The organism is Terrisphaera buseokensis (assembly GCF_047521145.2).
Taxonomy (GTDB): domain Bacteria; phylum Verrucomicrobiota; class Verrucomicrobiia; order Opitutales; family Opitutaceae; genus ER46.
The window spans coordinates 5959571-5972776 of record NZ_CM134186.1; the positions used below are offsets into that span (position 1 = coordinate 5959571).

General features: G+C 67.4%; 7 protein-coding genes. 6 read left to right on the forward strand and 1 reads right to left on the reverse strand.

Features of this window, described 5'->3' with window-relative positions; translation table 11 throughout:
- Positions 1-22: 22 nt before the first annotated feature.
- Genes ACLJEU_RS22390 through ACLJEU_RS22400 form a run of 3 tightly spaced genes read left to right on the forward strand, consistent with a single transcriptional unit; the run spans position 23 to position 6208 of the window.
- Positions 23-1219, forward strand: coding sequence for an MFS transporter (locus tag ACLJEU_RS22390; RefSeq protein ID WP_414662765.1), 1197 nt, complete (start codon positions 23-25; stop codon positions 1217-1219).
- Positions 1220-1226: 7 nt separating this feature from the next.
- Complete coding sequence (locus ACLJEU_RS22395; protein ID WP_414662766.1) at positions 1227-2732, forward strand: arabinose isomerase; 1506 nt, start codon at positions 1227-1229, stop codon at positions 2730-2732.
- On the forward strand, positions 2729-6208 hold the full coding sequence (locus tag ACLJEU_RS22400) for a glycosyl hydrolase (protein WP_414662767.1): 3480 nt from the start codon (positions 2729-2731) through the stop codon (positions 6206-6208). The genes ACLJEU_RS22395 and ACLJEU_RS22400 overlap by 4 nt, the downstream gene beginning before the upstream one ends.
- Positions 6209-6400: 192 nt before the next feature.
- Here ACLJEU_RS22400 and ACLJEU_RS22405 read toward each other — a convergent pair whose 3' ends face one another.
- Positions 6401-7129 (reverse strand): class I SAM-dependent methyltransferase, encoded by a 729-nt coding sequence (locus ACLJEU_RS22405; RefSeq protein ID WP_414662768.1) that lies wholly within the window; start codon positions 7127-7129, stop codon positions 6401-6403.
- A 139-nt stretch (positions 7130-7268) separates the two neighbouring features.
- Here ACLJEU_RS22405 and ACLJEU_RS22410 point away from each other — a divergent pair, with 139 nt between their 5' ends.
- From ACLJEU_RS22410 to ACLJEU_RS22420, 3 genes are all read left to right on the forward strand, one after another.
- Positions 7269-8066 carry an MBL fold metallo-hydrolase gene (locus tag ACLJEU_RS22410; RefSeq protein WP_414662769.1) on the forward strand — a complete coding sequence of 266 codons (798 nt, stop codon included), beginning with the start codon at positions 7269-7271 and terminating at the stop codon, positions 8064-8066.
- Between the two features lie 255 nt (positions 8067-8321).
- Positions 8322-9764 carry a pyruvate kinase gene (pyk, locus tag ACLJEU_RS22415; protein WP_414662770.1) on the forward strand — a complete coding sequence of 481 codons (1443 nt, stop codon included), beginning with the start codon at positions 8322-8324 and terminating at the stop codon, positions 9762-9764.
- Positions 9765-9978: 214 nt separating this feature from the next.
- Positions 9979-13200 (forward strand): DUF1800 family protein, encoded by a 3222-nt coding sequence (locus tag ACLJEU_RS22420; protein WP_414662771.1) that lies wholly within the window; start codon positions 9979-9981, stop codon positions 13198-13200.
- Positions 13201-13206 lie beyond the last annotated feature (6 nt).

The following is a 13206-nucleotide window of genomic DNA, read 5'->3' on the forward strand; positions in this document are numbered from 1 at the left end:
ACCCGGTGGGCGTCACCGCCGGATGATCTCCACCCGCCGCGCCTGGTTGCTGTGCGTGCTGCTGTTTTTCTCGGCGGCGCTCTGCTTCCTCGACCGGCAGGTCTTGAGCGTGCTCGCGCCGAAGATCACGGCGGAGTTCGGGATGTCGAACACGGTGTACTCGCGCGTCGTGTTCGCGTTTGTGCTCAGCTACACCGTCATGCTCGCGCTCGGCGGACGCGTGATGGATGTGCTGGGCACGCGGCGAGGACTGGGACTTTCGGTGGCGTTCTGGTCGCTCGCCAGCGCGGCGCATGCGTTCGTGACCGGCCCGTTCACGCTCGGCGTCGCGCGGTTCTTCCTCGGCGTCGGTGAAGGTCCGGGCATTCCCGGCGCGATCAAGGGCGCGGTCGAATGGATGGATCCGCGCCGGCGCGGGATCGCGGTCGGCCTGGCCACGAGCGGTGCGGCCGTCGGCTCCGTGCTCGCGCCACCGTTGAGCGTGTGGGCGGAACGGCACATCGGCTGGCGCGGAGCATTTGCGGCAACGGCGGCGCTGGGCGCCGTGTGGCTTGTCGCGTGGCTGCTGGCGTTTCGCGGCCTGCCCCACGCCGCCACGACGCCGGTCGCGGGCGCGCGACCGACATCGAGCTGGCGCTCACTGCTCGCCCGCTCCGAGGTGCGGCGGCTGCTGGCGGCGCGGTTCTGTTTCGATCCGGTCTTTTATTTCTATATGTTCTGGATTCCGCAGTACCTCGCCAAGGAGCGCGGGATGTCGCTCGCGGCGATCGGCGCGTTGATCTGGATCCCGTTTGTCGCGCTCGAGGTGGCCAACATCGGCGCCGGCTTCGTCTCGGATCGTTTCACCGCGCGCGGCTGGCCGCAACGGCGGGCGCGGATGACGCTGATGCTGGTCGCGGCGTTGATGACACCCGCGTCGTTTCTCGCCGCGCTCGCCGGCACGCCCGCGCTCGCGATCGGGTTGATGGCGGTGTTGATGTTCGCGCACGGCATCTGGATCACGAATTTCATGACGCTGATCGGCGACACCGTGGAGCCCGGCGATGTCGCGACGACGGTCGGCCTGACCGGCATGTGCGGCGGGATCGCGGGCATGCTCTCCAATCTCGTGATCGGGCCGGTCGTGGATCACTATTCGTTCACACCGAACTTTCTCGCGTCCGCCGTCGTATATCCCGTCGCGTGGTTCATCCTGCGCGGCGGCCGCCCCTCTCGCTGATCCCGCCATGTCAACTGTACCCGTGTCCCCCGCCGCCTCGTCAAACGTGCCTCGCATCGCCCGCCGCAGGCCGCGCACGGCGCGCATCGGGGTCTTTGGCGTCGGCCACCACACCTATTGGGCGCAGTTCCCAGGGCTGCACGATGAGATGCTCGCGAAGATCGCGGACACCGTGAGTCGTGTCGCGGCCACGGGCGTCGAGGTCACGAACTTCGGCCTCGTCGATCAGGCCCGGGCCGCGTACGCGCTGTTGCCGCGGCTGAAGGCCGCCGATCTCGACCTGGTGTTCTGCGACATGGTGACGTACGCGACGTCGGCGACGTTTGGCATCATCATCCGATCGCTCGACGTGCCGATCGTACTCGTCGCATTGCAGCCGCTGGCGGCGCTCGATTACGCGCGGGCGACGACGCAGCTGCAGCTCGCGAACGACGATTTCTGTTCAGTGCCGGAGTTCACCGGCGTGGCGATCCGGATGGGCAAGCGACCGCCCGAAGTGATCCTCGGCACGCGCGAGAACGACGCGGAGGCCGCGGCCGAGCTGGTCGAGTGGTGCGAAATCGCGATGGCGTTGCACGACGTGAAGCGCGCGCGCATCGGTCATTTCGGTCACCCGATTGAGCACATGCTCGACATGCAGACCGATCAGACCGCACTCACGGCGGCGTTCGGCTGCCACATCGTGCAGACGGAAGCGGACGATCTGCTGCGCCACGAACGCGAGGTCACGGCCGGCGAGATCGCCGTGAAACGCGCCGAGATCCTGGCGCTGTTCGACACGCCCGACCCGAAGTCGGATCCGCTCACGCGCACGCTCACGGAGGAGGACTTGCTAACCTCGGCCCGCGTCGCCGCGGCGCTCGATCGCTTTGTCGCCCATCACCAGCTCGACGGCCTCGCCTACTATTATGAAGGCGAACCCGGCTCGGCGCTGCGCACGCTCGTGACGAATCTGATCGTGGGCAATTCGCTCCTGACCGCGGCCGGCTTTCCGATGTGCGGCGAGTCGGATCTGAAAACGTGCCTCGCGATGCTGATCATGGATCGCCTCGGCATCGGCGGGAGTTTCGCGGAGTTTCACCCGATCGATTTTCGCGAAGGCTTCGTGCTCGTCGGCCACGACGGCCCGCATCATCTCAACATCGCGGACGGCAAACCCGTTCTCCGCAGCCTGATCAAGTACCACGGCAAGCCCGGCCACGGCGCGAGCGTGGAGTTCAAGATCAAGGAAGGTCCGATCACCATGCTGAGCGTCGGCGTGACGGCGCAGGGCAAATTCAAGTTCATCATTGCCGAGGGCGAAAGCGTGCACGGGCCGATTCCCGCCACGGGCAACACCAACACGCGCGGTTTCTTCCGGCCGGACGTGAAGACGTTCCTCAAGCGCTGGGTGGCCGAGGGACCCACGCATCACTTCGCCCTCGGCATCGGCCACCGCGCGCAGGCGCTCCGCCGGATCGGCGAGGCGCTGGGCGTCGAGACAGTCATCATTCCCCGGGAGAAATCATCATGAAAGCGCACATGCCCGTCGGAACGCCCCGTCTCCGCCGCTGGTTCAGCCCGTTGGTCCCGATCGGACGCGGGCGCACGAGTGGCCTGCTTCGCTGTATCCGGCTTGGAGTGACAGCCGGACTTTTCCTCACGGCCACCCTGCACGCCGCGACCGATCCGCTGGCAGAGGGTTTCCGCGCCCCGCCGATGGAGGCGCGGCCGCACACGTACTGGTTGTGGATGAACGGTCACCTGCACGCGCCGTCGGCCGTCGAGGAATTGCGCGCGATGAAGGCCGCGGGCCTGAGCGGCGTGCTGCTCTTCGAGATGGGCGCGCGCGGCGACAAGGCCGCGTTTCCCCCACCCGGTCCGGCGTTTCTCAGCCCACCGTGGATCGAGCAGCTGAAGGTCTCGCTGGACGAAGCCCGCGCGCTCGGCCTGCAGGTCGACATGTCGGTCATCAGCAGCTGGGACATGGGCGGGCCGTGGATTGAACCGCGGCATGCGAGCATGGCCTTGTATTCGACCGAGACCACGGTCACCGGCGGTGCCGCGGTCGACGTCGAGCTGCCCTTTCCCACGCCCGAACGCGCCGCGCCGCTCGGACCCGATGGGCGCCCGGCGTTCTGGACCGATGTCGCCGTGCTGGCCTTGCGCGCGCCGCGCCGCCTCCCGGCGCACGACTTCATCCTGCGCCTTGATCCCGTCGGCATCCACGCGCTGGCGACGGTGGTGCTCGATCAGGGCCGGTCGAACGCTCCGGCCGCGCTCGCCGCGACCCTGACACCCGTGCGCGAGATCAGCGTGGCCGTATCCGAAACGGGCACACGCGACGCAGACTTCAAGGAAGTGTTGCAAACGAGTCTGGCCGCGACGCCCGGCCCGCAGCGTTTCCCGTTGCCCGCCGGCACCCGCGCGAAGTTCGTCCGGCTGCGCCTCCTGAATGGACACGACGCGGCACGCGCGCGCTGGACGCTCGGCGAGTTCGAAGTCCACGACGGCGCGGGCCGCAACCTCGCGGCCTCGCACGCGATCAATGGCGACCGCGACGGTGCGCTGCTGGTGCGTTCGCCGATGCCGCTGACCTATTACGACTGGAAGGCGGGCAACATTCACAACGGCGGCCTGACCGGCGCCGGCGGCGTGTTTGCCACGTCCGGGTTGCCGTCGTTCGACGTCGCCGATCCGCGCGAGCTCGTCGATCTCACCGCCAGCGTCGACCGCACCGGCCGTCTGCGCTGGGCCGCGCCGCCCGGCGAGTGGACGATTTTGCGCTACGTGTGCGCGATCACCGGCGAGAAGCTGAAGGTGCCGAGTCCGGCGTCCGACGGCCTGGCCAGCGATCATCTCAACGCCGAGGCGACGCGGGTGCACATGAATCACGTCGTGACGCAACTGCGGCAGGGCCTCGGGCCCGATCTCGCGGCGACCGGCCTGCGCAATCTCTACCTCGCGAGCTACGAGGTCGTCGGCAAAGTATGGTCGCCGGTCTTCGCCGCCGAGTTCAAGCGCCGCCGCGGGTATGAGCTCACGCGTTACCTGCCCGCGATCTTCGGTGCACGTATTGGCAACGCGGAGACGACTGAACGCTTTCTCTTCGACTACCAGAAGACGCTCGGCGAGGTGCTGGTGGACGCCTACTACCGCACCGCGGCCGAGGTGGCGCGCGCCGCCGGCTTGCAGATCAAGTCGGAGGCCGGCGGCCCGGGCCCGCCGATTCACACGCCGCCGATCGACGCGCTGCTGGCGAATGGCGCGATCGACAACGTGCAGGGCGAGTTCTGGCCCTTCCGGCCGGACAGCGACGCGCTCAACGTGATCAAGGAACCGGCGTCGGCCGCGCACCTTTACGGCAAGCGTCGCGTGCACCTGGAGGCGTTCACGTCGTTTCACCACTGGGCCGAGGCGCCGCAGGACCTGAAGGCGAGCGCCGATCGGGTTTTCTGCGAAGGCGGCAATCATTTCGTCTGGCACACGTGGACGCATCAGAGCCCGGAGGCGGGCGCGCCCGGCTGGGTGTACGGCGCGGGCACGCACCTGAATCGCAACGTCACCTGGTGGTCGAAGGCGCCGGCGTTTCTGAGTTATCTCGCGAGGGGATCGTTTCTGCTGCAGCGCGGAAACTTCGTCGCGGATGTGCTCTACTATTATGGCGACGGTGGTTCCAATTTCGTCGGCCCGCGCCGCAACCCGCCGGGGCTCGGGCCGGGTTATGACTACGACGTCACCAATGCCGACGTGATCCTCAACCGCCTCAGCGTGCGCGATGGCCGGCTCGTCACGCCGGACGGCACGAGTTACGCCGTGCTCGTGCTGCCGGAGCGCGACGACATGCATCCGGCGGTGCTCGCGCGCATTGAAGAGTGGGTGAACGCGGGCGCGACCGTCATCGGACCGCGGCCGCAACACGCGTCGGGCCTCGAGGGGTTTGCCGCGAGCGACGCGCGCGTGCGGGAAATCGCGGCCCGGCTCTGGGCCGACCTCGACGGCCAAACGCGCACGTCGCGGAAACACGGCGCCGGTCGCGTCGTGCAGGGCCGGACCGAACGCGAAGTGCTGACGGATCTCGGCCTCAGGCCGGACTTCGCGGCGCCCGCGGCGTTTGACTTCACGCACCGGCGGGACGGCGACACGGAGATCTACTTTGTGCGCAATCGCGAGGCGGTGCCGGCGGCGGGCAACGTGGTTTTTCGCGTCGGCGAGCGCGCGCCCGAATTCTGGGATCCCCGCACCGGCACGATCACGCCGGCCGCGGTGTTCAGCCGCAAGGACGGCGGCATCGAAGTGCCGCTCGCGCTCGCGCCCCGCGGATCGATCTTCGTCGTGTTCCGCGGCCGCGCGCCGGTGACGACGATTGCCGCCGTGAGCGCGGGGGCGTCGATCGAGAGCGGTCCGGAGGGCGCGCGCCTCGTGACGGAGCGCGCGGGCACGTACGCGGTGACGACCAGCACGGGTCTGCGCAACGACGTGCGCGTGCCGGCGCTGCCGGAGCCGATCGTGCTCACGACGGACTGGTCGGTGGATTTTGCGTCACCGGCCGGTGCGCCGGCACCGCTCAAACTTCCGATCGTGGGACCGTGGACGCGGCAGAACGCGCCGGAGCTGAAAGCGTTTGCCGGCACCGGCAGTTACCGGCGGACCGTGGTGTTGCCCGAGGGCTGGCGGGCCCGCGCCCAGCGCGTCGAACTCGATCTCGGCCGCCTGTGGTCGATTGGCGAGGTGTGGATCAACGGCACGCCGCTCGGCGTGGTGTGGACGCCGCCGTTCCGGGTCGATGCGACGGCCGCGCTGCGCGACGGAGCGAACGAGCTGGTGGTCGAAGTGGTCGGCACCTGGCACAACCGGCTCGTGGGCGAAGCGCGCGGCACCGTGCCCAAGTGGACGCGGACGAACATCGCGCTCTCGCAACGCAAGGCCTGGAAGGATCTCGAGCCGATCGAGTCCGGACTCTTCGGCCCCGTCCGGCTCGTGCCGCTCGCGGTGCAGCGGATCGAATGACAAAACAACTCCCGCGAATCACGCCAATGAACGCGAATTTCGGCGGCAAAAAAAGTCCGGCGATCGGCCTCGGGGTTCACCGTAGGTGCCGGCTAATTCCATTTTCCTCTCATTCGCGGCCTTTCGCGTGATTCGCGGGCAACTGCTTTGTTCCAACCGCGGAAACGTGGGCACAAACGCCCGCGAGCGTACTCACGCCTTCACCGCGCTGTACTCGCTGAAGAGACCGAAGATCTTTTTGCGTTTCACTTCGGCGAAACCGGCGGCGCGCATGGACGCCAGGACGTTTTCCGGTGGCACGCAGGCGTCCATCGTTTCCCAGTAGTAGCTCATCATGTCCTTCGCCGCGCGGCTGCGGGTGAAGAGTTGCGTCAGAGCTGGATAGATGCGGCCGAAATAAAGCCGGAAGAAAAACCTCCCGATCGCGCCGGACGGCTTGGTCACCTCGAGGATCAGCACGCGGCCGCCCGGTCGGAGCACGCGGTGGTATTGCGCGAAGGTCGCGTCGAGCTCCATCACGTGGCGCAGCGCGTAGCCCATCGTGAGAAAGTCGAACGACGCGTCGGGAAACGGCAGCGCCTCCGCCCGTCCCTGGACAAACGTCGCGTCGAGTTTCTTGCGCGCCTCGGCCAGCATGCCGGCGCTGGGATCGAGGCAGGTGATTTCGCGCGCCGAACCGAGCACGCGCGCCGCGCCGACCGCGACGAGGCCGGTGCCGCAAGCGACATCGAGCACGCGCATTCCGGGCTTCAGACCGTACCGCTGCTGCACCCACCGGCGGTAGAAAGCTCCGCTGCACAGGAAGCCCCAATTGACCACGCCGTCGTAGTAGGCTGCGCCCTGGTCGAACAGTCGGTTGACGAAGTCCGGCTTCGCTTCGGTCGAGGTGTAGCGTTCGGGCAGGGGCGGATGCGGAGTCATGCGGCAGGGGTGAAGGAGAATCCTACACGTCAAAGCACAACCGTCAAAGCGCCGGCCTCGGAAACGGGGCCGGAATTTCCGCGGAAAAAGATTGGCGCTCGCGTCCGCCGGCGCTTGAACGCCCTCCACACAGATGGCGATGCGTTTCAGCATTCTCGGGAGCGGCAGTTCGGGCAACGCGGCGCTGCTCGTCACCGCCGGCGCGCGCGTGCTCGTCGACGCCGGTTTTTCCGCGCGCCGGCTCGGCGCGATGCTCGCTGCCATCGGGGAGTCGCTCGAGAAAGTCGACGCGGTCTTTCTCACGCATGAGCATGGCGATCACGCCGCCGGGATCGACGGGCTGAAGAAGTTTCCCCACATCCGGATTTTCGCCAACCAGGCCACGGCCCGCGCGGTGCAGAGTCACCTCGAGCACCGGCCCGACTGGCAGATTTTCGAGACGGGCGCGCGTTTCGCGTTTCGCGATTTGATCGTCGAGAGCTTCGCGGTGCCGCACGACGCCCAGGAACCGGTGGGCTTTCGTTTCACCAGTGGACACGAGGGCGATCTCTTCGCCCCGCGCCGCTCGATCGCCTGGCTCACCGATCTCGGCCACGCGCCGCAGAACATCCACGAGTGTATCCGGGAGTGCGAAGTCGTGGTGGTGGAGGCGAACCACTGTCCGGAGCTGCTCAAGAACGATCCGAAGCGCCCGTGGTCGCTGAAGCAGCGCATCTCGGGTCGTCACGGCCACCTCTCCAATCACGCCGCCCACGCCTTGCTCGCCGCCGTGGCCAGTCCGCGCTGGCGCCGGATCTACCTCACGCATCTGTCACGCGACTGTAACTCTCGCGCCGCGGTGGAACTGGCGTTCGCGGGCATCCGCGGCACGCTGACCACCTGCGAATTCTCCGTCGTGGAGCCGGGCCAGAGCACGCCGTTTTACGATTTGGAGTGAGGAGGCGGCGGAACGGCGGCGGAACGGCGGCGAAGGGTCGAGGGTCGAGGAGTCGAGGAGTCGAGAAGCCGGAAGATGGGTGATCGCTCTGCATGGCGTACCGCACGCTCCGCCATCTCGACTGACCTGCTGCTGGCTTCTCGGCTCCTCGACTGTCGACCTTTCGACTTTCCAAGCGCCTCGGCTTTCCGCCCCGGCCCATGTGACAGGCCCCGCGCTTGCAGGCGCGGCCCACTTCCTGCACCACAGCACTCCATGAGTTCCGCTGCTTCGTTCCGCCGCACCAAGATCATCTTCACCATCGGGCCCGCGACCGAGAGCGAGGAGATGCTGGAGAAACTGATCCGCGCCGGCGCCGACATCGTCCGGCTCAACATGGCGCACGCCAAACACGACTGGACGCGCATGATCATCCGCCGGATCCGCGCGGTGAGCGCCCGCGTCGAGCGCGAGGTCGCGATCATGATGGACATCAAGGGGCCGGAAATCCGCACGGGCGACGTCACCGCCCCGATCGAGCTCAAGGTTGGCGAGATTTTCGATTTCACCGTGCGACCGGGCATGAGCGCCGAGCGCGGCGGCGGCGCGGAGGAAATCCGCTCGGTCGACGTCAATTACCAGGACCTCGTCAACGACATCAAGGTCGGCGACACCGTCCTCGTCGACAACGGCCTGCTCCGCCTCGAAGTGCTGGAAAAGGATGCCGCGCGCATTCGTTGCCGGGTGCTGATTCCCGGCGAGCTGAAGTCGCGGCGGCACATCAATCTCCCCGGTGTGAAGGTGAACCTCCCGTCGTTCACCGAGAAGGATCGCGGCGATTCCATCGTGGGCCTCGAGGAGGGCATCGATTTCCTCGCGCTGTCGTTCGTGCGCGCGGCCAAGGACATCGAGCTGCTGCGGACGTTTCTCTCCGAGAAGAAGTCCAAGGTGAAAATCATCGCCAAGATCGAGGATCAGTCGGCGATCGAGAATTTGAACGAGATCGTCCACGCCTGCGACGCCCTGATGGTCGCGCGCGGCGACCTCGGCATCGAGTGTCCGTTCGAGGAGCTCCCCGTCATCCAGCGCCGCGCGGTGCGCGCCTGCCTCGCGCAGGGCCGGCCGGTGATTGTCGCGACTCACATGCTCGAGTCGATGATCTCGCAGCCGGTGCCGACGCGCGCGGAGATCACCGACGTCGCGAACGCGGTGTTTGAACTCGCCGACTGCGTCATGCTCTCCGGCGAAACGACCATCGGCAAATACCCGCTCGAATGCGTCCACATGCTGGATACGATTGCCCGCCGCATCGAGCTCGAGGCCGACGACACCTGGGAGGAGCCCGCGGTGTTCACCGGCGAACGGATGAAGGTCCTGCACTCCGCCGTCGTCCTCGCGAACGAACTGCCGAATTCCAAACTCGTGACGTTCACCCGCCACGGCTTCATGGCGCAGGGACTCGCGTTGCTGCGGCCGTCTCACTCGCCCATCCTCGCGATCACGCCGTCGCTGCAGGTGTTCCGGCAACTGCGCCTGCTGCGTTCCGTCGATCCGGTGCTGATGACGCTCGCCTCGGATCCCAACGACACGATCGAGAACGCGATCGCGATGCTGCAGCGCTCCGGCCGCATCAACCCCGGCGACAAGATCGTCGTCGCCACCGACATCCTCGCCCAGGATCGGCTCGTCGACAGCGTGCAACTGCGCACCGTCCGGTAAACTGGGAGCGCAGGCCTCCGGCCTGCATCCGATCGCCACGGTAGGATTGAAGCCCACACGATCCCAGGGAGACGGAACGCCTGCGCTCCCGTTATTTTCGGCGACACTGCTAAATGGGATGCGTAGTGTTCCGATGTCGGTTACCGGTGACATTCTGCGGCGTCATTGCCGCAGCTCCATCGGCCTTTGCTTCTCCACCCTCGCCCCGCGTTGCATGAAACCTCTGCGCCTCGCCCGCTTCGTTTGCTTCGCCCTCGCTGCTCTGACCTCCGCCTTCGCGCAGGAACCGCGGCTCGCCAACGTATCGACGCTCACGCGGGTGGGCACAGGGGCCGACCTGCTCACCGCCGGTTTCGTCATCACCGGCACCGCACCCAAGCAGGTCGTCATCCGCGCCGTCGGTCCGCGGCTCGGCGCCGCGCCCTTCAACGTTCCCGGCGTGCTCGCCGATCCGGAACTGATCGTCTTCGGCCCGAATTCGTCCACGACCATCGCGGCGCGAAACGACAACTGGCTCGCCGCTGATGCCACCGCGTTCGCGGCGGTCGGCGCCTTTCCCCTGACGGCGGGCTCACGCGACGCCGCCGTCGTCACGACGCTCGCCCCGGGATCCTATACCGCGCAGGTCAGCGGCGTCGGCAGCACCACCGGCACCGCCCTGATTGAAGTGTACGAGGTCAATGCCACCGGCCGCTTCGTCAACCTCTCCACCCGCGCCCAGGTCGGCGGCGCCGCCGGCGTCCTTACGCCCGGTTTCGTGATTACGCCCGGTGGCGGCACGCGCAAGCTGCTCATTCGTGGCGCCGGCCCGGCGCTGACCGTCTTCGGCGTCCAGGGCGTGCTCGCCGATCCGACGCTCACGCTCATCCGCACCGGAGCCACCAACACCACCGTGGCCACGAACGACAACTGGTCCACCCCGGTCGGCACCGGCGCGGCGACGGCGGCGTTATTGAGCGACGCCTTCGCCCAGGCCGGCGCCTTCGCTTTCGGGGTCAACAGCCGCGATGCCGCGCTGCTCGTCGATCTTCCCGCGGGCAATTACACCGTCCAGGCCAGCGGCGTGAACAACACCGCGGGCATCGCCCTGGTCGAGGTCTACGATCTCACGCCCACCGGGCCCTCGACCGTCACGCTCGCCGCCACCCGCACCACCGCCAGCGAGAACGGCACTGCCACCGGCGAGTTCGTGTTCACCCGCACGGGCGGCAATCTCCTCTCGGAACTCGTGGTCAGCTACGGCGTCAGCGGCAGCGCGACCAACGGGATCGATTTTCCGCCGCTCGTCGGCTTCGTCACCATTCCCGCCGGCCAAGCCTCCGTATCCCTGCCGCTGCTACCGCTCGCCGACACCACGGTGGAGCCGGCTGAGACCGTCACGCTGACGCTTTCCCCCGGCAACGGCTACGTCGTGGGCGGCGCCACCACCGGCACGGTCACGATCACCGACAGCCCGGGCACGCTTTACGTCGCGACGCTCCGTCCGGCCAGCGGCGCCACCGGTTCCGCCGCGAGCGGCCTAGCCACCCTCGTGCTGAGCGCAAACGGCCAGGTCGCGAGCGTGAACGTCACCTTCTCGAATCTCAGTTCCGGCGAGGCGGGCGCACATCTCTTCCTCGGCAACAGCACCTCCGCCGGCGACTACGTGATGAATCTGCCGCTTGGCCAGGTCAGCGGCGCCCAGTGGGCCATCGCGCCGACGGCCACGTACACGAGCGCGCAGATTCTCGACGCCCTGCGCAACGGCCTGATCTACGTCGGCATCGACAGCGGCAACTTCCCCGCGGGCGAATTGCGCGGCGCGTTTCTCAGCGCGGCGGGTTCGCAGACGTTTACCGCGCCGCCTCCCGCCCTGCCGGTAAGCCTGACCGCGATCACTGCCGGCGACGCCGCGCGATTGCTCACGCAGGCGACGTTTGGACCGAAGAAGCAGGAGATCGACGCGCTCACCGGCGGCTCCGTCACCGCGTGGATTGATGCCCAGGTGGCCGCCACACCCACGCTGCATCGTCCCGCCGAACTGGCGGAATGGAACGCCGCCAAGGCCGACGCCGCCGCCCGCGGCCTGGATCCGGGTGAGGTGTTGAACGCCCTCGGTTTCCGCCGCCGCGCCTGGCATCAGGTGATGCTCGCCGCGCCGGATCAGCTGCGCCAGCGAGTCGCGTTCGCCCTGAGCCAGATCCTCGTGATTGGTGACGACTCCTTCGGCGTCGGTCAAACGGAGGGCATCACGGCCTACTACGATCTGCTCGTGACCAGCGCGTTTGGAAACTTCCGCACCCTGCTGGAGAATGTGACGCTGAATCCAATCATGGGCTCCTACCTGAGCTCGCTGCGCAACGCCAAGGCGGATCCCGTCGCCGGCACGTATCCCGATGAGAACTACGCCCGCGAGGTCATGCAGCTGTTCAGCATCGGCCTCGTGCAGCTGCAGCCGGACGGCACGCTGAAGCTCGACGCCCAGGGCCTGCCGATTCCGACCTACACGAACACCACCATCACCGAGATGGCGAAGGTGTTCACCGGCTGGGGCTTCTTTTCGACGCGCGCAAATCCCAGTTTCCGCACCGAACGCGCCGACTACCTCAGCCCGATGATGCTCTACCCGGCGTCGCACGAGCCGGGCGCGAAGGCGATTGTGAACGGGGTCGTGATTCCCGCGAACCTCGGCGGCACCGAGGATCTCAAGCGGGCGCTCGACGCGTTGTTCACGCACCCGAACTGCGCTCCCTTCATCTGCAAGCAGCTCATTCAACGCCTGGTGACCGACAACCCGAGCCCGGCCTACGTTTATCGCGTGGCGCAGAAGTTCGAGAACAACGGTGCGGGTGTCCGCGGCGATCTCGGCGCGGTGGTGCGCGCGATCCTCACCGATTATGAGGCGCGTTCGCCCCTCGTGGCTGACGATCCGGGCTACGGCAAACTGAAGGAGCCGCTGCTCCGGCTCACGGCGTTGTTGCGCGGCTTCAGCGCCACCTCAACCACCGGCCGCAACCAGCTTGAAAACGCCGTCTACCTCGCGCTCAACCAAGGTGCGCTCGAGTCGCCCACGGTGTTCAATTTCTTTGAGCCCGGCTACGTGTATCCCGGCGCCCTCGCCGCCGCCGGGCTGGTCGCGCCGGAGTTTCAGATCACCAACGATACGACGGCGATCACGGTGCCGAATTATCTCCGCGATACGATTTTCCGGACCAACAATCTCACGGGCACCAACTACGTGCTCAACCTCGCCGCCGAACAGGCGCTCGTCGCGACGCCCGCCGCCCTGCTCGATCATCTCGGCCTGGTGCTCGCCGGCGGCCAGCTCACCGCACCGACCCGCGCGCGCATCACAACCGCACTCGCGGCGCTGCCCGCCGCGACCTCGCCGCTGGAACGGGCGCAGACCGCCGTCCTGCTCGTGGCCACCTCACTCGACGGTTCGACCCAGAAATAATTCCCC

Bases quoted from the DNA above. Each gene is read 5' to 3' on its own strand.
- ACLJEU_RS22390 (WP_414662765.1), top strand. From the start codon at position 23: ATGATCTCCACCCGCCGCGCCTGGTTGCTGTGCGTGCTGCTGTTTTTC.
- ACLJEU_RS22395 (WP_414662766.1), top strand. From the start codon at position 1,227: ATGTCAACTGTACCCGTGTCCCCCGCCGCCTCGTCAAACGTGCCTCGC.
- ACLJEU_RS22400 (WP_414662767.1), top strand. From the start codon at position 2,729: ATGAAAGCGCACATGCCCGTCGGAACGCCCCGTCTCCGCCGCTGGTTC.
- ACLJEU_RS22405 (WP_414662768.1), bottom strand. From the start codon at position 7,129: ATGACTCCGCATCCGCCCCTGCCCGAACGCTACACCTCGACCGAAGCG.
- ACLJEU_RS22410 (WP_414662769.1), top strand. From the start codon at position 7,269: ATGCGTTTCAGCATTCTCGGGAGCGGCAGTTCGGGCAACGCGGCGCTG.
- pyk (WP_414662770.1), top strand. From the start codon at position 8,322: ATGAGTTCCGCTGCTTCGTTCCGCCGCACCAAGATCATCTTCACCATC.
- ACLJEU_RS22420 (WP_414662771.1), top strand. From the start codon at position 9,979: ATGAAACCTCTGCGCCTCGCCCGCTTCGTTTGCTTCGCCCTCGCTGCT.